Origin of the sequence: Aromatoleum toluolicum (assembly GCF_012911005.2) — a bacterium.
Taxonomy (GTDB): Bacteria; Pseudomonadota; Gammaproteobacteria; order Burkholderiales; family Rhodocyclaceae; genus Aromatoleum; species Aromatoleum toluolicum.
Window position 1 is genome coordinate 43,746 of sequence record NZ_WTVS01000016.1, and the last position, 25,361, is coordinate 69,106.

Annotated in this window: 23 protein-coding genes; 5 read left to right on the top strand and 18 right to left on the bottom strand. The window is 65.1% G+C overall.

The window, feature by feature from the left end:
- Positions 1-47 precede the first annotated feature (47 nt).
- The 4 genes from GPA27_RS09480 to badH all read right to left on the bottom strand — a co-directional run bounded on the left by GPA27_RS09480 (position 48) and on the right by badH (position 3,627).
- A complete protein-coding gene (locus GPA27_RS09480; protein WP_169139853.1) occupies positions 48-788 on the bottom strand; it encodes a nitroreductase in 741 nt (246 codons plus the stop codon).
- Positions 785-1,939, bottom strand: a complete 1,155-nt coding sequence (locus GPA27_RS09485; RefSeq protein ID WP_169139855.1) for an acyl-CoA dehydrogenase family protein — start codon at positions 1,937-1,939, stop codon at positions 785-787. Before GPA27_RS09485 ends, GPA27_RS09480 begins: the two co-directional genes overlap by 4 nt.
- A gap of 103 nt (positions 1,940-2,042) precedes the next feature.
- Complete coding sequence (gene badI / locus GPA27_RS09490; protein ID WP_050415692.1) at positions 2,043-2,825, bottom strand: 2-ketocyclohexanecarboxyl-CoA hydrolase; 783 nt, start codon at positions 2,823-2,825, stop codon at positions 2,043-2,045.
- Positions 2,826-2,859: 34 nt separating this feature from the next.
- The gene (gene badH / locus GPA27_RS09495) at positions 2,860-3,627 is read right to left on the bottom strand and encodes a 2-hydroxycyclohexanecarboxyl-CoA dehydrogenase (RefSeq protein ID WP_169139857.1); all 768 of its coding nucleotides are present in this window, start codon (positions 3,625-3,627) and stop codon (positions 2,860-2,862) included.
- Between the two features lie 99 nt (positions 3,628-3,726).
- Here badH and GPA27_RS09500 point away from each other — a divergent pair, with 99 nt between their 5' ends.
- On the top strand, positions 3,727-4,197 hold the full coding sequence (locus GPA27_RS09500; protein WP_169139859.1) for a MarR family winged helix-turn-helix transcriptional regulator: 471 nt from the start codon (positions 3,727-3,729) through the stop codon (positions 4,195-4,197).
- On the opposite strand, the gene aliB is transcribed toward GPA27_RS09500, so the two are convergent.
- Positions 4,194-5,342, bottom strand: a complete 1,149-nt coding sequence (aliB, locus tag GPA27_RS09505; protein WP_169139861.1) for a cyclohexanecarboxyl-CoA dehydrogenase — start codon at positions 5,340-5,342, stop codon at positions 4,194-4,196. The two genes, GPA27_RS09500 and aliB, sit on opposite strands and share 4 nt — an antisense overlap.
- 437 nt (positions 5,343-5,779) lie before the next feature.
- Here aliB and aliA point away from each other — a divergent pair, with 437 nt between their 5' ends.
- Genes aliA through GPA27_RS09520 form a run of 3 tightly spaced genes read left to right on the top strand, consistent with a single transcriptional unit; the run spans position 5,780 to position 9,121 of the window.
- Positions 5,780-7,408, top strand: a complete 1,629-nt coding sequence (aliA, locus tag GPA27_RS09510) for a cyclohexanecarboxylate-CoA ligase (RefSeq protein WP_169139863.1) — start codon at positions 5,780-5,782, stop codon at positions 7,406-7,408.
- 20 nt (positions 7,409-7,428) lie between these two features.
- Positions 7,429-8,202, top strand: coding sequence for an enoyl-CoA hydratase (locus GPA27_RS09515; RefSeq protein ID WP_169139865.1), 774 nt, complete (start codon positions 7,429-7,431; stop codon positions 8,200-8,202).
- A gap of 1 nt (position 8,203) precedes the next feature.
- The gene (locus tag GPA27_RS09520; protein ID WP_211164910.1) at positions 8,204-9,121 is read left to right on the top strand and encodes an FAS1-like dehydratase domain-containing protein; all 918 of its coding nucleotides are present in this window, start codon (positions 8,204-8,206) and stop codon (positions 9,119-9,121) included.
- 301 nt (positions 9,122-9,422) lie between these two features.
- On the opposite strand, the gene GPA27_RS09525 is transcribed toward GPA27_RS09520, so the two are convergent.
- Genes GPA27_RS09525 through GPA27_RS09540 form a run of 4 tightly spaced genes read right to left on the bottom strand, consistent with a single transcriptional unit; the run spans position 9,423 to position 12,862 of the window.
- A complete protein-coding gene (locus GPA27_RS09525; protein ID WP_169139867.1) occupies positions 9,423-10,364 on the bottom strand; it encodes a branched-chain amino acid ABC transporter permease in 942 nt (313 codons plus the stop codon).
- Positions 10,361-11,248: a branched-chain amino acid ABC transporter permease gene (locus tag GPA27_RS09530; protein WP_169139869.1), complete on the bottom strand. Its 888-nt coding sequence runs from the start codon at positions 11,246-11,248 to the stop codon at positions 10,361-10,363. The genes GPA27_RS09525 and GPA27_RS09530 overlap by 4 nt, the downstream gene beginning before the upstream one ends.
- 58 nt (positions 11,249-11,306) lie before the next feature.
- Positions 11,307-12,014, bottom strand: coding sequence for an ABC transporter ATP-binding protein (locus GPA27_RS09535; RefSeq protein WP_169139871.1), 708 nt, complete (start codon positions 12,012-12,014; stop codon positions 11,307-11,309).
- Entirely contained in the window at positions 12,011-12,862 is an 852-nt protein-coding gene (locus GPA27_RS09540; protein WP_169139873.1) for an ABC transporter ATP-binding protein, read from the bottom strand. Before GPA27_RS09540 ends, GPA27_RS09535 begins: the two co-directional genes overlap by 4 nt.
- 361 nt (positions 12,863-13,223) lie before the next feature.
- On the opposite strand from GPA27_RS09540, the gene GPA27_RS09545 reads away from it, so the two are divergent.
- On the top strand, positions 13,224-14,492 hold the full coding sequence (locus GPA27_RS09545) for an ABC transporter substrate-binding protein (RefSeq protein ID WP_169139875.1): 1,269 nt from the start codon (positions 13,224-13,226) through the stop codon (positions 14,490-14,492).
- Positions 14,493-14,966: 474 nt separating this feature from the next.
- On the opposite strand, the gene GPA27_RS09550 is transcribed toward GPA27_RS09545, so the two are convergent.
- The 9 genes from GPA27_RS09550 to GPA27_RS09590 all read right to left on the bottom strand — a co-directional run bounded on the left by GPA27_RS09550 (position 14,967) and on the right by GPA27_RS09590 (position 25,300).
- Entirely contained in the window at positions 14,967-16,064 is a 1,098-nt protein-coding gene (locus GPA27_RS09550; RefSeq protein WP_256222873.1) for a DUF1615 domain-containing protein, read from the bottom strand.
- Between the two features lie 475 nt (positions 16,065-16,539).
- Positions 16,540-18,030 carry an aldehyde dehydrogenase gene (locus GPA27_RS09555; RefSeq protein WP_211164911.1) on the bottom strand — a complete coding sequence of 497 codons (1,491 nt, stop codon included), beginning with the start codon at positions 18,028-18,030 and terminating at the stop codon, positions 16,540-16,542.
- A gap of 285 nt (positions 18,031-18,315) precedes the next feature.
- The gene (locus tag GPA27_RS09560; protein ID WP_169139879.1) at positions 18,316-19,431 is read right to left on the bottom strand and encodes a porin; all 1,116 of its coding nucleotides are present in this window, start codon (positions 19,429-19,431) and stop codon (positions 18,316-18,318) included.
- A 358-nt stretch (positions 19,432-19,789) separates the two neighbouring features.
- A complete protein-coding gene (locus GPA27_RS09565; RefSeq protein ID WP_169139880.1) occupies positions 19,790-20,212 on the bottom strand; it encodes a universal stress protein in 423 nt (140 codons plus the stop codon).
- Between the two features lie 18 nt (positions 20,213-20,230).
- Positions 20,231-21,091, bottom strand: coding sequence for a shikimate dehydrogenase (locus GPA27_RS09570; RefSeq protein WP_169139882.1), 861 nt, complete (start codon positions 21,089-21,091; stop codon positions 20,231-20,233).
- Between the two features lie 119 nt (positions 21,092-21,210).
- Entirely contained in the window at positions 21,211-22,167 is a 957-nt protein-coding gene (locus GPA27_RS09575; protein WP_169139884.1) for a tripartite tricarboxylate transporter substrate-binding protein, read from the bottom strand.
- Between the two features lie 114 nt (positions 22,168-22,281).
- A complete protein-coding gene (locus GPA27_RS09580; protein ID WP_169139886.1) occupies positions 22,282-23,301 on the bottom strand; it encodes a TRAP transporter substrate-binding protein in 1,020 nt (339 codons plus the stop codon).
- Between the two features lie 99 nt (positions 23,302-23,400).
- Positions 23,401-24,681, bottom strand: a complete 1,281-nt coding sequence (locus tag GPA27_RS09585) for a TRAP transporter large permease subunit (protein WP_169139888.1) — start codon at positions 24,679-24,681, stop codon at positions 23,401-23,403.
- Between the two features lie 16 nt (positions 24,682-24,697).
- The gene (locus GPA27_RS09590) at positions 24,698-25,300 is read right to left on the bottom strand and encodes a TRAP transporter small permease (RefSeq protein WP_169139890.1); all 603 of its coding nucleotides are present in this window, start codon (positions 25,298-25,300) and stop codon (positions 24,698-24,700) included.
- Positions 25,301-25,361: the final 61 nt, after the last annotated feature.

The following is a 25,361-nucleotide window of genomic DNA, read 5'->3' on the forward strand; positions in this document are numbered from 1 at the left end:
CTGCACCGGAGGCGGGCCGATCAGCTCGATCGACCCGCAGGAAAAACTCAGTGTTCCGCAACGGCAGCCTCGCCGTGCATGACCACGAATTCCGACAGCGGCGCGCGCTCGGTCACGAGCGCGTTCTCGGGTGCGTCGGGGTCGCCGTAACCGAGCGCCATGCCGCACACCAGTTGCTCGTGCTCGTCAAAGCCGAGCACGTCGGAAATGACGCGGTGGTACGGAGTCCAGGCCGCCTGTGCGCAGGTGGAAAGCCCGCGTGCCTCGGCCGCCAGCATCACGTTCTGCAGGAACATGCCGTAATCGATCCAGCTGCCCTGCCCCAGGCGGCGGTCGATGGTAAAGATCAGGCCGACCGGCGCATCGAAGAAGCGGAAGTTGCGCCGCGTCTGCACGCGCATCCGCTCGCGGTCGCTCTTCTCGATGCCGAGTCGGGCGTAGAGTCCCCAGCCGCTGCGGCGCCGCCTGCCCAGATACGGCTCGAAGAACTCGTCAGGGTAATAGGCGTACTCCGGCACATGGCTGTCGCCGCCCTCGTCGAAGGCGGCGCAGACGGCGCTCACCAGGGACTCGAGCTTCGCGCCGGCCACGACGTGCACCCGCCACGGCTGGATGTTGTTGCCAGACGGCGCGCGCGCGGCGATCCGCAGCACATCCTCGATCGTGCCCGTATCGACGGTGACCGGCAGGAAGGCGCGTATCGAACGGCGACGCGAGATCAGCCAGTCGAGCGCCGCCTCGTCGCCGCCGAAGGACACGACGGGATCCTCACGCACGCGCGCGTTCATTCGCCGGCAGCCCGGATCATGTTGCGGGCGATCACAAGCTGCTGGATCTGGCTCGTGCCCTCGAAGATGCGGAACAGACGCACGTCGCGATAGAAGCGCTCGATGCCGTATTCCGACAGGTAACCGGCGCCGCCGAAGATCTGCACGGCGCGATCGGCCACGCGGCAGCACATTTCCGAAGCGAAGAGCTTGGCGCAGGCCGCTTCCGTGCCGACATCGCGGCCGTCGTCGCGCTTGCGTGCCGCATCGACCACCATCGTGCGCGCGGCGTAGATCTCGGCCTTGCTGTCGGCGAGCATCGCCTGGATCAGCTGAAATTCCGCGATCGGCTTGCCGAACTGCTTGCGTTCCATCGCATACCGCAGCGCGTCTGCAAGCATGCGCTCTGCAACGCCGACGCAGATCGCGGCGATGTTGATGCGCCCCTTGTCGAGCACCTTCATCGCAGTCTTGAAGCCGACCTCTTCCTTGCCGCCGATCAGGTTCGAGGCCGGCACGCGGCAGTCTTCGAAAATCACGTCGCAGGTATGGGCGCCCTTCTGGCCCATCTTCTTGTCGATGTTGCCGAGCGACAGGCCCGGCGTACCCTTCTCGACGATGAACGCGGAGATGCCGTGCGGCCCCTTCGCGTCGGGATTCGTACGCGCCATCACCGTGAAGATGCCCGCTTCGGGCGCGTTGGTGATGTAGCGCTTGGTGCCGTTCAGCACGTAATGGTCGCCATCGCGGCGGGCGCTGGTGCGCAGGCTGCCGGCGTCCGAACCGGCATCCGGCTCGGTGAGCGCGAAGGAGCCGATGATCTCGCCGGACGCGAGACGCGGCAGATAGTCGCGCTTCTGCTCGGGCGTACCGTCGATGACGATACCTTGGCCACCGATGCCGTTGTTCGTCGCGAACAGCGAACGGAAGCACGGCGAGGTCTGGCCGATCTCGAAAGTCGCGAGGACTTCCTCTTCCATCGTCAGACCCATGCCGCCGAATTCCTCGGGAATCGACAGGCCGAACAGGCCCAGCTCCTTCATCTCGGCGACCAGTTCCGGCGGGATCTGGTCGGTCTCGGCGACGTGCGCCTCCTGCGGCACGAGGCGCTCGCGCACGAAGCGCGAGATCGTGTCGAGAAGAATGTTGAGTGTCTCCTGGTCGCGGATCATGTCGTGTTCCCTCTCCGATGCTGCGTTTTGTTTGTCAGGGTGATGCTAGGGGGACCTGCGCACCGCCCGGCCATCTGCCGGCCGGCGCGCGGTCCGCGGGTGCTTACTTCTGGTGCTTGCGGAACTCGGGCTTGCGCTTCTCGCGGAAGGCATTGCCGCCTTCGGCCGATTCGGCGGTCTCGTAGTAGAGCTTGAGCGCGTGCATTGCCAGGCCGCCCATGCCGCGGATCATTTCCGTATCGACGTTGAACGACTTCTTCGCCAGCGCGATCGCGGTCGGGCTCTTCTCGACGATCTCGTCGCACCACTTCTTCACTTCGGCGTCGAGCTGGTCGTGCGGCACGACGGCGTTGACGAGGCCCATCGCGAGCGCTTCCTGCGCGTTGTAACGGCGGCACAGGTACCAGATTTCGCGCGCCTTCTTCTCGCCGACCACACGCGCCAGCAGCGCGGTGCCGAAGCCGGGGTCGACCGAGCCGACGCGCGGACCGGCCTGGCCGAGCTGGGCCTTGTCGGAGGCGATCGCGAGGTCGCAGATCGTCACGAGCACGTTGCCGCCGCCGATCGCAAAGCCGTTCACGCGAGCGATCACCGGCTTGGAGATGTCACGGATCGCGCTCTGCACTTCCTCGATCGGCAGGCCGATCACGCCGCGGCCACCGTAGCCGCCGTCCTGCGTACCTTGGTCACCGCCGGTGCAGAAGGCCTTGTCGCCGGCGCCGGTCAGCACGACTACGCCGATGCTGCGGTCGTAATCCGCATCCTTGAGCGCGTGGATCATTTCCTCGCAGGTCTGGGCGCGGAAGGCGTTGTACTGGGCGGGACGGTTGATCGTAACGGTCGCGATGCCGTCCTGCTTGGTGTAGAGAATGTCCTGGTATTCCATGTTCTGCTCCTCGTCGTTGTCGTGAATTGGGTGCTTAGCCGGCCATCGTCAGGCCGCCCGACACGCTGATCACCTGACCGGTGATGAACGCGGCGTCGTCGCTGGCGAGGAAGGTCACGGCGCCAGCCAGGTCGCCCGGCTGGCCGAGACGGCCGAAGGGCACGGCGCGGGTGAAGGCGGTACGGAGCTTCTCGCCGCGCTCGCCTTCGCCGCAGATGTCATCCAGCAGCGGGGTGTCGGTCGGGCCGGGGCACACGACGTTGATGTTGATCTGCTGACGGGCGACTTCGCGCGCCAGCGTCTTCGAGAACGAGATCAGGCCGCCCTTGCAGAACGAATACACTGCCTCGCCCGACGAACCGACACGGCCGGCATCGGACGCGACGTTAATGACACGGCCGCGGCCGCGCTCGCGCATGCCCTTGACGACCGCGTGATGCATGTACAGCGCGCCGTACAGGTTGATCGCGACGATCTTGTCCCACAGCGGCTTCTCGGTGTCGAGGAAGTTGCCGACCTTGTCCCAGCCGGCGTTGTTCACCAGCACGTCGATCGGGCCGAGTTCAGCTTCGGCGGCCGTTACGGCCGAGATCACCGAATCCTGGCTCGTCAGGTCGACCGCAAAGGCACGCGCCTTGCCGCCGGCGGACTGGATTTCCGCTACAACGGCTTCGGCCGCTTCGCGGTTGATGTCGAACACCGCGACGCTCGCACGCTCCTCGCCGAAACGGCGGCAGATTGCGGAACCGATGCCGCCGGCGCCACCCGTCACGATCACGACCTTGCCTTCAAGACCTCTCATTTCACTTCCTCCTGTTGGATAACCATCAATCAGGCCCGTTGCGTCCGAGCCATGCTTTGCGCTTCAATGGGCGCCGTTCGAAACCAACCCGACGCCCCGATGAAAGACCTTTCCGCTGCCAAGGACCTCGCCACAATGGAGATCAGCAACCGGCTGTTCTTCCGTTTCTTCCAGGCTGCGAACACGCTGCACACCAAGGGCACTCAGGCCCTCGACGAATTCGGCGTGACGACGCAGCAATGGTCCGTACTCGGCGCGCTGTCCCGCCCGAAGGTCAAGGAGGGCATGGGCGTCGGCGAACTGTCGCGCTTCCTCCTCGTCAGCCGCCAGAACCTGTCGGGCATCCTCACCCGCCTTGAACGCGACGGCCTGATCGAGCGCGTCACCAGCGCCGAAGACCGTCGCTCGCGCAAGGTGAAGCTCACGCCCAAGGGCGAGGAACTGTGGGTCAAGCTCATCGACCCGATTCACACGTTCTACGACGAGGCGCTGAAAGGCTTCTCGTTCGACGACCGCTTGCAGTTCATCCATTACGTGAGCCTCCTGCAGCGCAACATGGCCAAGCTTTAGATCTCGTGCGCCGCGAGCTTCTCGCGGCCGATGATCATCTTCATGATGTTCGCGGTGCCGTCGCCGATCTGCAGACCCATCACGTCGCGATAGCGCTGACCGAAGTCGTAGTCGCTCGCGTAGCCGCCGTGGCCGTGCGTGAGCAGGCACTGGTGGATGATTTCGCACGCCAGCTTGGGCGCCCACCATTTGCACATCGCCGCTTCCGCCGTGTGCTCGAGGCCCTGATCCTTCAGCCACAGCGTCTTCAGGCATAGCGCGCGACAGGCCTCGTACATCGTCTCCGCTTCGGCGAGCGGGAAAGTCACGCCCTGGAACTCGCCGATCTTCTTGCCGAAGGCCTCGCGTTCCTGCACGTAACGCCAGGTCTCATCGAGCGAGGCGCGCACCACACCCATGCACTGGATGCCGATGAGCGCTCGGCTGTAGTCGAAGCCCTGCATCACCTGCACGAAACCCTTGCCCTCGTCGCCGAGCATCATCTCGGCGGGCACGCGCACGTCGTCGAAGAAGATCGAGCCGCGGCCCACCGGGCGGGTGCCGATGTCGTCGAAAGCCGTGCGGGTGATACCCGGCAGATCCATCGGCACAAGGAAGGCGCTGATGCCGCGGGCACGATCGGCTTCGCTGCCGGTGCGGGCGAACACGACCGCCACATCCGCCTGCGTCGCCATCGAGATCGAGGTCTTCTCGCCGTTGAGCACCCATACATCGCCGTCGCGCGTCGCCTTCAGTTTCAGGCGTGCCGCGTCGGAGCCGGCGCTGGGTTCGGTCAGCGCGATCGCGATCGACTTCTTGCCGGCGATGACCTGGCCCAGCCACTCCTTCGCAATTTGCGGCTGCGCGTAGTTCGCAACGATCTGGCCGCACAGCGAGGTGAGCAGATTCACGTATGACACGTTGAAGTCGCCGTACGAGATCTGCTCCAGCAACAGGCCGCTGGTCAGGCAATCGACCCCCATACCGCCATGCTCCTCGGGCAGCTCGGGTCCGAGAAAGCCCAGCTCGCCCATCTCCCGAATCACTTCGCGCTCGATGCGCTCAGCCTTTTCGCGGGCTTTGTAACCGGGAGCGAGACGCTCACGGGCGAAACGGCTTGCGGTATCGACGAGCGCCTGCTGCTCGGGACTGAGACTGAAATCCATCGCTGCTCCTCCTGTGTAGGTTTAGCGCATTCTAGGAAGAGTCGAGCTTTTCTGTCAATACATTGCTATTTCTTTTTTTAGGTTGGCGAAGAGAGGGATCGTCGCAAATATTCCTTCAATGCTGCGCGGCCTTGCTGTGCAGATGATGTAACGAAATTCTGCGACCAACCGCACGCTGCTTTCCACATGCGCCGTTGTGCCAACCTATTGACTTGCTTTCGCAAAGGTAATAGCTTTGCGACGCCGTCGGTGAAGGCCGGAGGCGAACATCAATGAGCGAGACGCGCCCCGGCAAGCCGGGCGCAACGGGCACTGCCGAACCGCATTTCCACATCGACGCGTCGCCGTCGTCGCTGTGGCCGAAGCGCTGCCGTCTCGCAAGACGCCATTAAGGGTTATTCGCGGGCCAAGCCCCCGCCAAGAGAGGAGAGAAGACGATGAATTTCGACCCGGTGCTGATCGCCGACCGCATGACAACGATGAAGGCCGCAGGCCTGTGGCGCGACGAGACGATCGACGTGTATTTCCAGCGCGCGCTGGAAAACTGCCCCGACAAGCTGGCCGTGGTCGCGTACCGCGACGGTCAGGCCGAACCGGTCCGTCTCAGCTATCGCGAACTCGACCAACGCGTCGACCGCATCGCCCGCGGCCTCGTGGCGCTGGGCGTCGGCCGCAGCGACGTCGTGAGCTTCCAGCTGCCCAACCGCTGGGAATTCGTGGCGCTTTCGCTCGCCTGCGCGCGCATCGGCGCGGCAGCGAACCCGGTGATGCCGATCTTCCGTCAGCACGAACTCAGCTACATGCTGAACTTCGCCGAGACCAAGGTCTTCATCGTCCCGAACGTGTTCCGCAAGTTCGACCACGCGGCGATGGCGCGCGAACTGCAGCCCAAACTGCCCAACCTGAAGCAGGTTGTCGTCGTGGACGGCGACGGTGAAGACAGCTTCGATCGCGTGCTCATGCGCGACGACACGCCGCCGCTTGCCGGCCCTGGCCTCGGACCCGACGACGTGTCGCTCCTCATGTACACGTCCGGCACGACGGGCGAGCCCAAGGGCGTGATGCACACCTCGAACACGCTCTTCTCGAATCTGCACGCGTACATCGCGACGATGGAGCTGAGCGCTTCGGACGTCGTCCTCGGCGCGTCGCCGATGGCGCACCTCACCGGCTATGGCTACCTCGCGATGCTGCCGCTGATCCTGAACTCGACGACCGTGCTGCAGGAGATCTGGGACGCCGCGCGTGCGCTGGAGATCGTGCGTGACGAGGGCGTAACCTTCAGCATGGCGTCGGCCGCCTTCATCTCCGACATGTGTGCAGCGGTCGAAGCGGGCGCTCCGGTGTCGCCGCAATTCACCAAGTTCAACTGCGCCGGCGCACCCATCCCGCCGGTAACGATCCAGCGCGCCTGGGACATGATGGGGCTGCGCGTGTGCTCGGCCTGGGGCATGACCGAATGCGGCGCGGTCACGATCACCGAACCTGCCCGTGCGCTCGAGAAGTCGGGCGTCTCCGACGGTCGCGCCCTGCCCGGCATCGAGGTCCGCATCATCGACTCGAACGGCGACGAGGTACCCACTGGCGAGACGGGCGAACTGCTGATCCGTGGCTCGTCGCTGTTCGCCGGTTACCTCAAGCGTCCCCAGCTGAACAGCGTTGACGCGAATGGCTGGTTCGACACCGGCGACCTCGCCTTCCAGGACGCCGAGGGCTACATCCGCATCAACGGCCGCAGCAAGGACATCGTGATCCGCGGCGGCGAGAACATCCCGGTCGTCGAGATCGAGAACCTGCTCTACCGTCACCCGTCCATCACCACCGTCGCAGTCGTCGGCTACCCCGATCGCCGCCTTGGCGAGCGCGTGTGCGCCTTCGTCTCGCTGAAACCCGGCTGCACGCTGACTTTCGAGGATCTCACGGCTTATCTCGACAAGCAGCAGGTCGCCAAGCAGTACTACCCGGAGCGCCTGGAGATCGTCGAAGACCTGCCCCGCACGCCGGCCGGCAAGCTACAGAAGTTCAAGCTGCGCGAAACCGCCAAGTCCTTCGGCAACGACCAGTGATGGTGACGGGAGACGACACGATGACTTCGGTAATCCTCACTGAAACGCGCGGCAAGGTCGGGCTCATCCGCATCAACCGCCCGGAAGTGTTCAACGCCCTCAATGACGACGTGATGACCGGGATCGGCCAGGCGCTCGACCGCTTCGAAGCCGACCCCGGCATCGCCTGCGTCGTCGTGACAGGCTCCGAAAAGGCCTTCGCCGCCGGCGCGGACATTGCCGCGATGCGCGAGATGGACTACATGGACGCGTACAAGTCCGATTTCATCACACGCAACTGGGAGCGTCTCAAGACCTTCCGCAAGCCGACCATCGCCGCCGTCTCGGGCGTCGCGCTGGGTGGCGGTTGCGAGCTCGCGATGATGTGCGACATCGTCTTCGCGGCGGAAAATGCCCGCTTCGGCCAGCCGGAGATCAAGATCGGCACGATCCCCGGTGCAGGCGGCACGCAGCGCCTGCCGCGTGCCGTGGGCAAGACCAAGGCGATGGACCTGTGCCTGACCGGCCGTCTGATGGACGCGCAGGAAGCGGAGCGCAGCGGCCTGGTCGCGCGCATCTATCCGCCCGAGAGCGTGCTCGACGAGGCGCTCGCGGCAGCAGCGAAGATCGCGGAGTTCTCACTTCCCGTCCTCATGATGATGAAGGAAACGGTGAACCGCGCCTTCGAAGGCCCGCTCAACGAAGGCCTGCTGTTCGAGCGTCGCACGTTGCACGCGACCTTCGGGCTGGCGGACCAGAAGGAAGGCATGGCGGCCTTCGTCGACAAGCGCCGCCCGCAGTTCGCCGACCGTTGAAATGATGTCCAACCGCGCAGGCGACGCGACGACCGGCGACGCAGCCGGATTCGCCGTGTGCGCCGACGCCGACCGGCTGCGGCGATTTGCCGCGGCCATCGGCGAAACGACGCCGCTGTACGTGGATGAGGACGCGGCACGGCGGGCGGGCTACCGCTCGCTCCCGCTGCCGCCCTCGTTCCTGTTCGGTCTTGCACTCGAACCCGGCGAACCCTTCCCATGGTTCGCCAGCGTCGGCCTCGACCTGCCGCGCGTGCTGCACGGCGAGCAGACCTTCACCTATCACGCCGTGCCCTGCGCGGGCGAGCGGCTGCATGTCCAGCCGCGCATCAGCGCCATCTACGACAAACCCGAGCGCGGCCTGCGCTTCGTGGTGCGCGACATCCGCATCACGAGCGAGCTGGGCGCGCCGGTCGCAGATTTGCACAGCATCTTCATCCAGCCCGACCCGGCACGCGATCTCGCGCCGCCCAAGGCTGCACCGTCCACCCGCTTATCTGCAACCGCTGCGGAAGCCGGGCGAGAGCCGCAGTCGGCCTCCGCGTGGCAGGCCGAGTTGCGCCTGCCCCCGATCACGCGCGCGACACTCGCGGATTTCGCCACGGCTTCGGGCGACCTAAACCCGATCCACCTCGATCCCGAGTTTGCGCGCAGCGTGGGCTTCGACGACGTCTTCGCCCAGGGCATGCTGAGCATGGCCTATCTCGGCCGGTTGCTGACCGGCCAGGTGCCGCAGGAGCGGCTCCGCCAGTTCCGCGTCCGCTTCACCGGTCGCACGCTCCTGGGCGAGGCGCCGATCTGCACCGGCACGGCGCTACCGGCCGACGATCCGCTGGAGCAGCGGATCGTCCTGCGCGTGACTAATCAGGCCGGCGAGGAAAGGCTCTCCGGCGAGGCTATCGTTTCCGCCTCGCGGTAACCAACGCACACGGGCCGGCGCCGAACGGGCCGGTTCCGAGCGCATCCCCAGCGCTCGGCCCGATGGAAAACTCACTGGGCGCCCCCTGCCCGGCTCCCGGCCGCCCGCGCGCAACTCGCCCATCACATTTCCTCCGCTGACAGTGCGCTCACACCGGAAGGATTCCGCCCACGCCGCACGCAAAAGGAAACACCGGCTCGGCGCATCAACGCCGAGCCGGTGAAAACTCCGGCGAGTCCGTAGGGAGGGAGAAGCGTGAACCGCGCCGGAGGCGGGCGAAGCGCCCGCAAGAGAAACCGCCTCAGCCGACCTTCTCGCCGATCATGCGGCGATACAGCGCGATACCCTCGCCGACGATGCCGCGGCGGAACGCCAGCACGCAGACGACGAAGATCGCGCCCATGATGACGGTCACCAGCGAGCCCGCGACCACGGCGAGCTCATTCTGAAGCGTGACGATGAGTGCCGCACCGACGACAGGCCCGAACACCGTGCCCATCCCGCCCAGCAGCGTCATCAGGACGACCTCGCCGGACATGTGCCAGTGGGCGTCGCCGAGCGTCGCGAAGTTGAACACCAGCGTCTTGGTCGCACCGGCGAGCCCGGCCAGCGCCGCCGACAGCACGAAGGCGATCAGCTTGTAGCGGGCTACGTCGTAGCCGAGCGACACGACGCGCGGCTCGTTCTCGCGGATGGCTTTCAGGATCTGCCCGAACGGGGAGTCGATCGTACGGCGGATCAGCCAGAACGCACCCACGAAAAGGGCAACGACGAGGTAGTACAGCGCGTAGTCGTTCGTGAGATCGATCCCGAACAGCGTGCCGCGCGGCACGCCTTGCAGGCCGTCATCCCCATGCGTGAAAGGTGCCTGCATCAGCACGAAGAACACGAGCTGCGCCAGCGCGAGGGTGACCATCGCGAAGTAGATGCCCTGCCGACGGATCGCGAGGCTGCCGATCACCCAGCCCAGGGCCGCCGCCCCCACCGTGCCAAGGATGAGGCCGACGAGCGTGGGAACCTCCCACACCTTGAGCGCGTGGCCGGTCAGGTACGCGGCAGTACCGAGGAAGGCCGCGTGGCCGAACGACAGCAGCCCGGTGAAGCCCAGCAGCAGGTTGAACGCGCAGGCGAACAGCGCGAAGCACAGCACCTTCATCACAAGCACGGGGTAGACGACCGCAGGGGCGACGAGCAGCAGCGCCACCCCGGCGACGCTCGGCCAGGAAAGCTTGGTCCGCATCATTTTTCTCTCCCGAAGAGTCCCGCGGGGCGGAACATCAGAACAATTGCCATTGCGATGAACACCACGGTCGAGGCGGCCTCCGCGTAGAACACCTTGGTGAGCCCCTCGACGAGGCCGAGCCCGAGGCCGGTCACGACCGAGCCGAGAATCGAGCCCATGCCGCCGATGACGACCACCGCGAACACGACGATCAGCAGGTTGGAGCCCATCAGCGGACCGACCTGCGTGGTCGGCGCCGCGAGCACGCCGGCGAGACCCGCGAGGCCGACGCTGAAGCCATAGGTGAGCAGCACCATCAGCGGCACGTTGATGCCGAGCGCCTGGGTCAGCTTGGCGTTCTCGGTCGCAGCGCGCAGGTAGGCACCCAGCCGCGTCTTCTCGATCATGTACCAGGTGAACAGGCACACCGCGAGCGACGCAACGATGACCCATGCGCGGTACTTCGGCAGGAACATGAAGCCGAGGTCCAGTGCCCCCGTGAGCTGGCTCGGAACCGCGTACGGCTGGCCGGCGGCGCCGTACAGGTGGCGGAAGAGGCCTTCGATCATCAGCGCCAGGCCGAAGGTCAGCAGCAGGCCGTACAGGTGGTCGAGTTTGTACACATGGCGCAGCAGCACGCGCTCGATGAGGATGCCGATGAGGCCGACCCCCACCGGAGCGAGGAGCAGCGACCACCAGTAGCCGACCCCCGTGTACTCGAGCAGCATCCACGTAAACATCGCGCCCATCATGTAGAGCGCACCGTGGGTGAAGTTGATGATGTTGAGCATGCCGAAGATCACCGCGAGCCCGAGGCTCAGCACGGCATAGAACGAACCGTTGACCAGGCCCAGCACGAGCTGGCCCATCAATGCCTGCAATGGAACACCGAAAATCTCAGTCATGGGGCGACACTCCTGAATTGGGCGACGGGGCCGCACACGGGCGGCATTGCGATCGTCTTCATACGCCGAGCAGCTCCTGCAGCATGTCCTTGCGCTGGCGCAGCTCGTGCTGTGCGATCTCGGCGACGATCTGGCCGTGTTCCACGACCAGCATCCGATCCGCGAGCGGCGCGGCGAAGCGGAAGTTCTGCTCGACGAGCAGGACCGTGTAGTCGCGCTGCTTGAGCTCGCGGATGACGTCGGCGAGCTTCTGCACGATCACCGGCGCGAGGCCTTCGGAGATCTCGTCGAGCAGCAGCAGGCGCGCGCCGGTGCGCAGGATCCGCGCGAGCGCCAGCATCTGCTGTTCGCCGCCGGAGAGCTTCGTCCCCTGGCTGTGGCGCCGTTCCCACAGGTTCGGGAACATCGCGTAGATCTCGTCGACGCTCATGCCCCCGCTTCCGACCACGGGCGGCAGCAGCAGGTTTTCTTCCGTGCTGAGCCCGGCGTAGATGCCGCGCTCCTCGGGGCAATAGCCCACGCCAAGCTGCGTGATCCTGTGCGGGGGAAGATTGATCGCTTCACGCCCGTTGAGCATGATCGAGCCCGTGCGCTTGCCCGTCAGCCCCATGATCGCTCGCAGGGTCGTGGTCCGTCCTGCGCCGTTGCGGCCGAGAAGGGTCACGCATTCGCCCCGCCTGACGGTGAAGTCGATGCCGTGCAGGATGTGCGACTCGCCGTAGAAGGCGTGCAGGTCCGATACCCGCAGATATTCTGTCGGGCTCATGACACCACCTCCGTCGCGGGGACCCGCGTACTCGTCGCTTGCGTCGGCTCCTCGCCGAACAGGTCTTCGGATTCGGCCCCCATGTAGGCCTCGATCACTGCAGGGTTCGCCGACACCGTCGCATAGTCGCCCTCCGCGAGGACTGCGCCGCGCGCGAGAACCGTGATGCGATCGCAGATGCCCGCGACGACCTTCATGTTGTGTTCGACCATCAGGATGGTGCGGTTCGCAGAGACCTGCTTGATCAGCTCCATCACGCGATCAACGTCCTCGTGCCCCATGCCCTGCGTCGGTTCGTCGAGCAGCATCAGTTCGGGGTCGAGCGCCAGCGTGGTCGCGAGTTCAAGCGCCCGCTTGCGCCCGTAGGGCAGTTCCACGGCGACCATCGTCGCGAATTTCTCGAGGCCGACCGACTCGAGCAGCTCCATCGCCCGGGCATCCAGACTGTCGAGCGTGCGGCCCGACTTCCAGAAGTGGAAGCTTGTTCCCAGTTCCCGCTGCAGCGCGACGCGGACGTTGTCGCGCACGCTCAGGTGCGGAAACACCGACGATATCTGGAACGAGCGCACCATGCCGCGGCGTGCGACCGCCTGGGGGGCTGCCCGAGTGATGTCCTCGCCCTTGAAGCGGATCGTGCCGCGGGTGGGTTCGAGAAACTTCGTCAGCAGGTTGAAGCAGGTCGTCTTGCCGGCGCCGTTGGGGCCGATCAGCGCATGGATATGGCCGCGCCGGACGGTCAGGTCGACGCCATTGACGGCGATGAAACCGCGGAACTCCTTGACGAGTCCTCGCGTTTCGAGAATCGGCGGCGGATCGTGCGCGTCACCGGGTAATGGTTGGCCTTGCATCTTTCGGGTCTCCTCCGAGTTGGGATCGTTATTGGCCGGTTTGCCGCGCGATTTTTCATTTCACGGTGGCGCAACAATTAATTGCGCTTCGGCCTGGTTAAATTAATTCTATGGAGCGAGCGGACAGTACGTCAATACATTTACTCATCAGCGCAATTTCAAGCTGGACGCAGGAATTCGCCGAATCCATTTAATAGCCCACGCTTACTAATAAATACGGGGTTCTTGAAGTACCAATGACCGGCGGTATCCTGCACTCAATAGAGAACTTTGTATCAACCTATTGACTTACTTACCCCAGAAAGTTAGCGTTACCCCATCCCGTGCGAACCGATGCGGGCATCAAACAAAGGAGAGAGACATGCACTCGAATCGAACGGCAGCGAACGCAGCCGGAAAGCCTGCGAACCGCCGCCGCAACGTCCTGGCCGCGAGCCTTGCGGCCTTGGCTGTGACGTCGGCACCGGCGGTCCTGGCGCAGCAGAAGATCAGCGATGACGTGGTCAAGGTAGGGGTGCTCACGGACATGTCCGGCATCTACTCCGACTTCACCGGCACCGCCTCGGCCATCGCCGCGCAGATGGCAGTCGAGGATTTCTCCAAGGACGCCACGGTGCATGGCAAGAAGATCGAAGTCGTCAGCGCCGATCACCAGAACAAGGCCGATATCGGCGCCGAGCGCGCGCGCGCGTGGTTCGACCGCGACAAGGTCGATGTCATCGTCGAACTGGTGAACACCAGCGTCGCGCTGGCGGTGATGGACGTCGCGGCCCAGAAGAACAAGCTCGCGCTGGTCTCGGGCGCTGCCTCGCTGCCGATTACCAACGAGCGCTGCAACGCGAACACCGTGCACTGGGTATACGACTCGTATGGCCTCGCCTCCGGCACCGCTAAGGCCGTGGTTGGCTCGGGCAAGAAGAACTGGTTCTTCATTGCGGCCGACTATGCGGCGGGCGCGGCGATGACCAACGATGCAAGCCGCGTCGTCACCGCGAACGGCGGCAAGGTCGTCGGCGTCGCAAAGCATCCCTTCCCGACCGCTGACTTCTCGTCCTTCCTGCTGACCGCGCAAAGCTCCAAGGCCGACGTCATCGCACTCGCCAACGGCGGGCAGGACACGATCACCGCGATCAAGCAGGCCGCCGAGTTCGGCATCACCGGCTCGAAGCAGACCATCGTGCCGATCGTGCTGTTCATCAACGACGTTCACGCGCTGGGGCTGAAGACCGCCCAGGGCCTGACGCTGACCGAAGGCTTCTACTGGAACCGCGACGCAAAGACGCGTGCCTGGGCGCGCCGCTTCTTCGAGAAGACGAAGAAGATGCCGAGCATGGCCCAAGCCGGCGTCTATTCGTCCACGCTAAATTTCCTGAAGGCGGTCGAGAAGACCGGCACGGACGACGCCGCGACGGTCATGAAGTATCTCAAGTCGAACGAGATCGACGACGGTCTCTTCAAAGGCAAGATTCGCGCCGACGGCAAGTTCGCCCACGACATGCTGCTGCTAGAAGTCAAGAAGCCCGCCGAATCGACCGAGCCGTGGGACTACTACCACGTCCGCGGCATCATCCCCGCCGAGGACGCTGCCCTGCCGCTCAGCGAATCGAGGTGCAGCCTGGTCAAGCGCTAAGCTCGAACCTCGTCACGGCGCGCCTCGACGCCTCGCGCCTGCCCACCATCGCCGCCGTCCCGGACATCGCACCGGGGCGGGCGTTTGGCGGCACGGGATTGGATACGTACCTGGGGCGACCGTCGTTCATGCCCCTTTTCGTGGCACTGAAACCGGGGGTCACCCTGGACCAGGCCTTGGTCGAACGTATCCGACAACAAATTCGCACCAAGGCCTCGGGTCGCCATGTGCCTGACCCAGTGGTCCAGGTGAGCGAGATTCCGCATACGCTGACTGGCACGAAGATGGAGGTGCCGGTGCGCAAGCCTCTCTTGGGCGCGGACCCCGGCAATGTGGCCAGTCCGGATGCAATGCAGAACCCCGCCAGCCTGGAATTCTTTGTCGAGTACGCCAAGACCATCGAACGCCCTGATAGCCGATGGTTCGCGGAGGGAGCCTCCGTGCGGGGGCCCTCGTCGCGCCCCGCTCCCGTCCTCACAGCCTGCGACTGCCGTTCGCTTCCAGCGGCCACTGCAAGTCCGGCACCACGGCCGCGCGGTTCATGCATGAGCGATAGCGGGTGGCCACCCGCTCGGCGAACCAGCCGGTCGTGATCTTGCTCGTGATCTTCGGACTCTTCAGGCGGATCTGCGGCATCGCCTCGCGCGGCACCGGCCGCCCGGCCGCTTCGTCGGCGAGCGCGAAGACGCGCTGATACAGTTTCGTCCGCCCGAAAGACTCCGCCTTCTCCTGACGCAGTGCGGCCTCGATCTCCACTTCGTTCAGACGCAGCCTGCGCGCAGTCTTCAGCGCGGCCCGCTGCGTGGAGCTGGCGACCTCGCTCGGGCGACCATCCTCGTAGCGCAACAGGTCACCATCGGGCACCAGCGTCTGCCCCGCCAATTTGCCCAGGGCCAGCTGGAAGGCCGCGTTGCGGCTCGCATAGTGCCCGGCGTTGAAATCCGCGAAGCGGTAGAGCGGACTGCGGTACGGCGCCGGGTAATCGAGGAGATGCGCGATGCCGAAATAGACACCGCCGCGGCGCGTGAACACCGCCTCGCGCACCTTGCCGTTCGTCGCCCCGGCGTAGGGCTTCTCGCGCGCATGCGTCTCCGCGAACGCGACACTCACCTGCATTGGACCGCCGGTACGCACAGGGTTGTAACCTCTCAGCAACAGCTTGCCGCCCGGCACCTCGTCGATGATGTCGCCGTAGAGGATGCTCATCTGGCGCTCGGTCTTCAGCGCGTTGATGCGCTGGCGGTAGGTTTTCCCGTCGCGCGACGGCTGCGACAGCGCGGCATCGAGCGCCATCTTCGGAATCAGGTAGCGTTTGCGGCGTGTCTCGATCTCGCGCCACACGATGCGGGACAGGCCCGGCACCACCGGATCCGCCTGAAAACTCGATTCCTGCTCGATGACCGCGATCGACGCACAGAAGTTTTCCGCGCTCGGCACCAGGCGCAACGCCGTGAAGGCCGAGACAATGTCTGCCGTCCACTCGTCGCGCTCGCGCGTGACGCCCGGCGGAAGCAGCGCATACACGAACCTGCGTGCGTCCTGTTCCTGCACCCGCGGCGGGAAACCCGGCACGAATCGCCCGTCTGCCGGCGCTGCCGGCACTGTGCCCTGCGGTTGTGGTGCGGACGGAAGGGGGTCGGCCGTGCGTATTTCGACCGGCGCGGGCGCCTGGACGGCAGGTGGTGCGGGAACGGCCGCACAGCCGCCGACAACTGCGGCGAGAACGGAAAGGACGGGAACGAGTCGGGGAATGTGCTGCGTATTCATCAGGCGACGGATGCGGATATCGGGCCGCGCCTTCCGGCGGACTCCGGATGCGGCGGCGCGCGGGGAACGCCGGCTCTCGCCGGGGCCGCCGCGCGGAGCGCAACAGTATCAGATTGCGTGCCCCGGATTCGCCCTTTTTCGCACCCCGCCGCGTCCCGCGCGCGGGACGAAAAAAAACAGGCTCCGCAATCGCGAAGCCTGCCAAGGGAATGACGGGGGCAGCGTCCGCCGCAGCCCAAACGAAAGACGGCGGCCGCCCTCCCCGTCGGGAGAGTCGGTATCAGCGACGGATGAACGGATTTGGCACGTCGAGATCGGTCGAGATCCATACGCACTTGGTCTCGAGGTATTCCTTGATCGCATCCGCACCGGACTCACGGCCGATGCCCGAGCGCTTGTAGCCGCCGAAGGGCGAGGTGAAGCTGGTCGCGCGGTAGTTGTTTACCCACACGGTGCCGGCCTTGAGCTTGTCGGTGACGTACATCGCGCGGTGCAGGCTCTTGGTCCACACGGCGCCGGCGAGGCCGTACAGCACGTCGTTGCCGATGCGCACGGCGTCCTGCTCGTCCTTGAACGGGATCACGCACAGCACCGGGCCGAACACCTCTTCCTGCGCGATGCGCATCTTGTTGTTCACGCCGGTGAAGATGGTCGGCTCGACGAACTGGCCCGCGCCGAGATCGGGGCGCGACTTGCCACCGAGCACGCAGTTCGCGCCTTCATCCTTGGCGATCTGGATGTAGCTCATGATCTTGTCGAACTGCGGACGGGTGGCGATCGGGCCGACCTGGGTGTCGAGCTGCGACGGGTCGCCGATCTTCGCGGTGCTGACGAACTCGACGAGGCGGCGCACGACTTCGTCGTGGATGCTTTCCTGCACCAGCAGACGCGAGCCGGCCTGGCAGGTCTGGCCGGAAGCGGCAAACACGCCCGACACGATGCCCTTCACGGCCTGGTCGAGGTCCGCGTCGTCGAAGACGATGTTGGGCGACTTGCCGCCGAGCTCCAACGTCACGGTCTTGAGGCCGCGCGCGGCCGCTTCGTAGATCTTCTGGCCGGCGATCTCGCCGCCGGTGAAGCCGATGTGGGCGGTGTCGGGATGCTCGACGAGGGGCGCGCCGACTTCATGGCCGAAGCCGGTGACGACGTTGACGACGCCCGGCGGGAAGCCGGCCTGCGCGAAGAGCTTGGCGAATTCGATCGCCGAGGCCGAGGTGAACTCCGAGGGCTTGATGACCACCGTGCAACCCGCGGCGAGCGCCGGCGCGAGCTTCCAGCTCGTCAGCGTCAGCGGCGAGTTCCACGGCGTGATGATCACGACCACGCCCTTCGCCTCGTACTTCGTGTAGCAGAACACGCCCTTCTTGTCGGTCGGGATCACGTGGCTCTCGATCTTGTCGGCGAGGCCCGCGTAGTAGTGGAAGTAGTCGCCCATGTACTTCACCTGAGCGACGACCTCGGCGGCGAGCTTGCCGTTGTCGCGGCGCTCGATCTCGGCCAGGTGTTCGGCATTTGAGACGATCAGGTCGGCCAGCTTGCGCATCAGCTTGCCGCGCTGGCTCGCAGTCAGCGAGGGCCATTCGCCCTCCTCGAAGGCGGCGTGCGCGGCGGCGACTGCGGCGTCGGCATCCGCCTTGCCGCCCCGGCCAATCAGCGCCCAGGCTTCGCCGCTATAGGGATTCTCGGTCGGGAAGTACTCACCGGACACGGGCGGCACCTCGGCACCGTTGATGTACTGGCCGTACTTGGGGAGGGAATCGAGATTCGACATCGTGAGCTCCGTAAAGGAATTCCAAATCGGCGCGCGGCCGGTGCAGCGGTTGCCGGAGCTGTCTCGCACGCTCCGTCGCGTTGCACTAAACAAAACATGGTTCTATTTTAACCAAAGGCTCGGGGAATTCAAGAACATTTTTAGAACAAGCTTCTGTTTTTCCCGGTGAGCATCGAGCCCCCGGCCTCGCATCGCGCAGACGAAAAAAAACGGCAAGACACACGCCTTGCCGTTCCTTTGCAGACCGGCGACGACACGCCGCCATCCCCGGCCAGAATCGCCCGATCAGAAGTTATGAACGATACCCGTCACGACGGCGCTCTGCTTCTCCGGAGCAATGGTCCAGTCCTGGCCGGCTGCGCGCGCCGGGCTGCCGCCGAGCTGATATGCAGCCGCGTCCTGGTTCTTGAGGTTGGTGTACAGCGCGTAGACCTGGGTGCGCTTCGACAAGGCGTAGTTGTAGCCGACGGTGTACATGCGCGCACCGCTGTCGTCGATGCCGGCGTCGCCCTTCCAGTCGTTGGCTTTGCCGTAGAAGGCGCCGACGGTGTGCGCGCCGGTCGTGTACTTCGCGAGCAGATGCCAGTAGTTGCGGCTACGGTCGTCGCCGGACTGGTTGATGTCTTTCAGCACGTCGCGCTCGATCAGGCCGGCGAAGTAGAACGGGCCTGCCTGGTAACCGGCGGTGATGAAATTTGAATAGCCGTCGTCGTAGAAGTTCTTCGACTGCGCTTCCATGCGGCGCTGCTGCAGGTGACCCCACGCCGCCTTGAGCGGACCGTTCTCGTACACCACGTTGGCCGAGAACATGCGCGATCCGTCGTCGCCCAACTGCTCCTCGCCGCCGTTGTCCGACGGACCGAAGGAATACCACAGCTTGGCGCTCAGGCCGCCGAACTTCGGCGATTCGTAGCTGACCGCGTTCGGCAGCCGCTCGTCGAAACCGCCGGTGGCGGCGCTGGAGCCGTTGGCCCACAGGGTCGCGTCGTTCGAAGTACCGGTGAACAGCTGGAAGTAGTTACCCGAGATCGAATGCAAGTCGTCGTAGGGATGATAGAAGTTACCCGCCTTGACCGTGCCGTAGTCGTTCTTCAGGCCGACGAAGGTTTCGCGGCCGGCGAGCTTGTTCGAACCGCCGGTGGAGCCGTCGTCGAGCGCGACGCCCGATTCGATCTGGAAGAACGCCTTCAGACCGCTGCCGAGCGCTTCTTCACCGCGGAAACCGATGCGCGAGGTGTTGTTCTTCAGGAACTGGGTGGTTTCCTGACCCGACTTGCGGATCTGCTCGAACGAGACGTGTGCGCGGCCGTAGATCGTGACGCTGGTATCCTGGGCCGATGCGACCTGGGCGGCGCCGGCGCCGAGTGCTGCGAGCACGGCGATAGTGACTTGCTTCTTCATCGTGTTCCTTCCTTCGGTTTGGTATTCGTATCTGCAAGCCGGCGGCCACACCGCTCCTGGTGCAACACCTACGACTCCCGCTGGCAGTCAGTGCCGGCTTGCTGTGCCTTTTCTGTGTACCTGGCGGCTCAATTCCGGGGCAGAAGTCCGGCGCCGCAAAGTCGGTCCTGATCTGGCGTCAGGTCGCGCTAGGTTCTCGTCGTGGTCGTCACCCTCCCCGTTCCTCCTCCGGCCTGCGTGCTTATGTGAGCTGTGCGGTTTATCGCCGCTTGACGGGCTTACAATAAAACACATTTCTACCTGTAACAACTTCTTTTTAGAACTGCGCTGCGCCTGCTGCAACTTTGCAACCTGAGCCCTAGCGCAGCACGAGTACCGGAATACGGCAGCCGTTGATCAGCGAGGTCGTTTCGCTGCCCAACAGCAGGCCCGACAGGCCTGTGCGGGCGTGCGAGGCCATGCAGATCAGGTCACAGCCACGCTGCTGCGCCGCCGCGATGATCTCTTCGTGCGGGGATGCGCCGCTGACGTAGAAACATTCGGCGTCCACGCCCTGCTCGTGCGCCTCGTGCGAGATCACCGCGAGGAACTCCGCCGCGGCATCCTCCTGAACGTTATCGCCGGCAATTGCGAGGCCCGCGCCGGCCGGCGCATGCGACGAAACGACCACGGAAAGCCCCGTGACTTTCGCGCCGACAGCCTTGGCGAGCGCGATGCCGTGCCGGATCGCGATCCGCGACAGCTCCGATCCGTCGGTCGGCAACAGGATGTTCTTGTACATGGTGAATCCCTCGATTGATCAGGCGCCCATCGACGCGAAATGCCGCAGCATGCGCTCGGCGTCGGGTTCCAGCCCGGTGAAGTGGCGGAAGGCATCGACCGCCTGGAACACCGCCATGCCACCGCCGTTCAGCGTGCGGCAACCCTTCGCCGCGGCCACGCGCAGCAGTTCGGTTTCGAGCGGGAAATACACGATCTCGGCCACCCAGTGGCGCGACTGCAGCAGTTCCGCGGGCAGCGGCACGCCGGGGAACTTCGCCATGCCGGTGGGCGTCGCGTGGATGAGGCCGTCCGCCTCGTCCATGGCTGCGGCCAGGTCGGTACATGCGGCCGCACGGCCGGCGCCGAATGCGTCGCACAGGCTGGCGGCGAGCGTCTCGGCGCGCACGGGGTCCGAATCGCGCACGTACAGCTTGCCGACGCCCTGCTGCAGGGCTGCATGCGCCACCGCGGCGCCCGCGCCGCCCGCACCGAGCTGGACGACGACGTCGCGCTTGGCATCGGGCAGGCCGCGCCGGAAGCTCTCGCCGAAGCCGCTGCAGTCGGTGTTGTAGCCGATGCGCCGCCCCTCGCGCAGGACCACCGTATTCACGGCATTCAGGGCCCGGGCGTCGTCGGAGAGTTCGTCGAGCAGCGGAATCACCGCCTGTTTGAACGGGAAGGTGATGTTCAGGCCGCAGAAGCCCATGCGTTCGGCGGCAGTCAGGAGTTCGGGCAGGTCGTCGACGGTGAGGCCGAGGATCTCGGTGTCGATCTTCTTGTACATGTAGCGCACGCCCTGCTCGTCACCTTCGCGCTCGTGCATGGGCGGCGTGCGCGAGGCCTGGATGCCGGAACCGATCAGGCCACAGAGGAAGGATTGTTTCGCGTTTGCACTCATTGTCGCTTGCTCCTTTCGCGGCTTTCCTTGCGGACCGGTCGGTCGCATCACCGCTGCTGCTATTGAATTGATGTTCGATCGGCGGACGGACCACTGCCCCCGGCAAGCTGCCCTGCCTGTCACTGCTTCAGGGCTTTGCTCCAGCGTTCCACGTCCGCGGCAAGGCGCGCACGCAGTGCCTTCGGGGTCGCATCGTCGGCTTTGGCAGGGGTCGCGCCGAGATCCTTCAGCGCGTCGATCAGTGCCGGGTCCTGCAGGGCCTGCCGCAAGGCTGCCGAGAGACGCTCGATGCGCTCTGGCGGCGTACTCTTGGGCGCATACAGGCCGTGCCACACAACGAGTTGCACGCCGGGCAGGCCCGCCTCCGCGAGCGTCGGCACGTCGGGCAGTGCGGCCAGTCGTTCGACCGTCGTTACGCCGAAAGCCTGCACCTCGCCGCTCCTGATGCGCTCGAGCGTATGCGTGGTCTGGTCGCACATGAGGTCGATGTGCCCGTCGCTCAGCATCGCGTTCATCGCGCTCGCGGTGCCTGGGTGCGTCAGCGTCGGCAGATCCTTGCCCGCCGCGCGCGCGAACAGGACGCTGCACAGGTGGGACGCCGACCCCTCCCCGGCGTGGCCGATGGCGAGCTTGCGCCGCCCCGTCTCCATCTGCGTGCGCAGTTCGGCGACGTTGTGGGCGCGCAGGTCGCGGCGTGCGATGAGCGTCATCGGCACGTCGGCGATCAGCCCGACGGGTTCGAAATCCTTCTGCGGATCGTAGGGCAGCTTGGCGTTGAGTGCGGGCGCAGCGGCGTGACCGACGTTGGCGAGCAGCAACACCTTGCCGTCAGGTCGGGCACGCTGCACCTCGCGCGTGCCGACCGAGCCGCCCCCGCCGCCGATGTTCTTCACCGACACGCGCTCGCCCAGCGCCCGCCCGAAGGCGGCGACGAAGGGCTGCGCCAGCTTGTCGGTGGGGCCGCCGGCGACGAACGGCACGACGAGCGTGAGCTTGGGCTCCGGCTGCGCCGCGCTCACCACGGCCGGCAGAATGGCGGCAAGCACCGCAACAAGACGCATCACGAATGGCACCATCCCACACTCCTCGCTCGATATCGGCTTCATTAGGGGAGATCACGCCGGCTGGCACGACCACATCGCCGTCGATGTGACCGTACCCTCCGGCTTGCTGCGCGAACGCGACGCGCCTTACTTGGCGCCGCGCACCTTCGCGACTTCGGCGTACACTTCCTTGACGAAGGGTTCGCCCAGTTCCTTCGTGTACTTCTCGATCACGGGCTTGACCTTCTCGCGCATCTTGGCCATTTCCTCGGCCGACAGCTCGGTGACCTCCAGCTTCTTCTTCAGGTGCTCGAGCGCCTCGGCGTTCTTCTTCGCCGACACCTGACGCTCGAAGTCGCGCGCCTCGTTGGCCGATTCCTGGATGACCTTCTGCTCGGCCGGGGTCAGCTTGTCCCAGGCCTTCTTGCTCATGATGATGATCTGCGGGTTGTACTGGTGACGGGTCAGGGTCAGGTACTTCTGCACCTCGTCGAACTTCATCACCGGAATGGTCACGAGCGGGTTGGTCGCGCCGTCGACGGCCTTCTGCTCCAGCGCGTTATAGACTTCCGGGAACGGCAGCGGCGTCGCGTTCGCGCCCAGCGCGTTCATCATGTCGACGTACACCGGGGTCTGGATCACGCGAATCTTCAGACCGGCGAGATCCTCGACCTTCTTGACCGGACGCTTGTTGTTCGAGATGTGGCGGAAGCCCAGCTCCGGATAGGCCAGGCCAACGATGCCCTTCTCCGGCAGCTTGTCCATCAGCTTCTTGCCGATGGGGCCGTCCATGACGGTGTGCGCCTCCTTTTCGTTGTCGAACAGGAAGGGGAAGTCGAGGACGGAGAATTCCTTCGCGAGACCGTTCAGCAGGCTCGCGTTCATCTGCGACAGTTCGACGGTGCCGCCCTGCAGCGAGGACACGACCTGCAGGTCGCCGCCCAGCGCGCCGCCGCCGAAGATCTTCACCGTCAGGCTGCCGCCGCTCTTTGCCTTCACCAGCGCAGCGAACTTCTCGACGCCGTCGTACTGCGCCGTGCCCGGATTGGTCTGCATCGCCAGCTTCAGGTCGCGCGCCGCGGCATCAGCCGAAAACATGACACCCGTCGACAGCACGGCAACCGAGCCGAGGACACCCGCCATCAGTTTCTTGATTTGAGTCTTCATTTTGTCTCCTAGTCCTGCGTGCGAAAGAAAGACTTCCTGTTTCAAAGCGCGGAAGCTGCGCTCATCCGGGGAGCCCGGCGTCCACCGGGCCCGTGTTCATCAGCTTGCAAACCACTTGGCCGGGCCGGTGACAAGCACCGGGAACATCACCAGCGAGAAGAGCACGGCGAGCTGCGCGATGAGGAAGGGCCACACGCCGCGCATGAGGTCGCTGATGCTGATCTTGCCGACGCCGGCGACGACGTTGAGCACCGTGCCCACCGGCGGCGTGATCAGGCCGATCGCGTTGTTCATGATGAACAGCACGCCGAAGTAGATCGGGTCGATGCCGGCCTGCTTCACCACCGGCATCAGCACCGGCGTCAGGATCAGGATGGTCGGCGTCATGTCCATCGCGGTGCCGACTGCGACCACGACCAGCATGATCACGATCAGCAGCAGCGTCGGGTTGTCCATGAAGGGCTCGAGCAGCGCGATGAGCTCGCCCGGCAGGTCGGCGACCGTGATCAGCCATGCCGACACCATCGCGGCGGCGACCAGGAACATCACCACCGCCGTGGTCGTCGCGGCCTGCACGAACACCGCATAGACGTCCTTCAGCTTCAGTTCCTTATAGACGAACACCGCGATGATCAGCGAATACACCGCAGCCACCACCGCCGCCTCGGTCGGCGTGAACACACCGAACTTCAGGCCGACGATGATGATCACCGGCAGCATCATCGCCCACGCGCCGTCGATCATCGTCGCGACGATTTCCTTCGCCGACTTGCGCGGCATGGGCTTGACGTTCTCCTGACGGGCAACGATCCACCAGGCGATGGCAAGGCCGATACCCATCATCAGGCCAGGGAAAATACCGGCGAGGAAGAGCTTGGAGATCGACAGCCCGCTCGCGACGCCGAAGATCACGAAACCGATGCTGGGCGGGATGATCGGGGCGATGATGCCGCCCGCTGCGATCAGGCCGCAGGAGCGCTCCTTGTTGTGCCCGGCCGCGGTCATCATCGGCACGAGCAGCGCAGCCAGTGCGGCCGAGTCCGCGACCGCCGAACCCGACAGCGAAGCCAGGAGGCAGGACGCGAGGATCGCGACATAGCCGAGGCCGCCATGCACGTGGCCGACCATCGCGAGCGCGATATTGACGATGCGCTTCGACAGACCGCCCGCGTTCATGATCTCGCCGGCGAGCAGGAAGAAGGGCACGGCCATCAGCGGGAAGCTGTCGGCGCCGTTGATCACGTTCTGCGCGATGATCTGCGCGTCGAACATGTCGAGGTGGTACATCAGGGCAACGCCGCAGATCAGCAGCGAGAAGGCGATGGGAACACCCAGCGCCATCGCGCCGAGCAGGGATCCGAGAAAGATCGTAATGGTCATGATGGGGCTCCCTGTCTCAGTGCTTGCCGCCCGCCACCGCACGCAGCGGAGGTTCGCCTTGGGTGCCGGCGTGTTCGCCGTGGATTTCCTCGGATTCCTTGACCTGCACGAGTTCGTGCTCGGCCAGCTTGCAGAACAGTGCGCGGTAGAGGTTGTGCAGAGTGATCAGCCCGCCGGTGACGGCGAACACGACCCCGATGCCGTAGAACCAGCCCATGGACCAGCCGGAAGTCGGCGCCTTCACGTCGAGGTTGATGACCGTCTGGTCCCAACTACCGACCAACAACAGCCAGCAGACATAGGCGACCAGTACCTGGCCGATGATCAGGCACACGCGCTTGCCCAGCGGCGACAGACGCATCACGAAGGCATCCACGCCGAGATGCCCGTGTTCGCGCATCGCGACCAGGGCGCCGAGGAAGGTCATCCACACGAAAAACCAGCGGGACACTTCCTCGGAGACCGAGATGCCGCTGTTGAACGCATAGCGCAGGAACACGTTCCCGAACACGAGCACGACCATGATTGCCAGACACAGCGCAATCACGAACTTCAGGAACCGAAAGTACCCGTCCACGATTTTCGTGACGACGGATACGGAACTATCAGGCGAACTCATCGACTTCTCCTCCAGGACATCGTGTGCAAACTGTCATCCAACGTCGCGCCTTCCGTCGGGA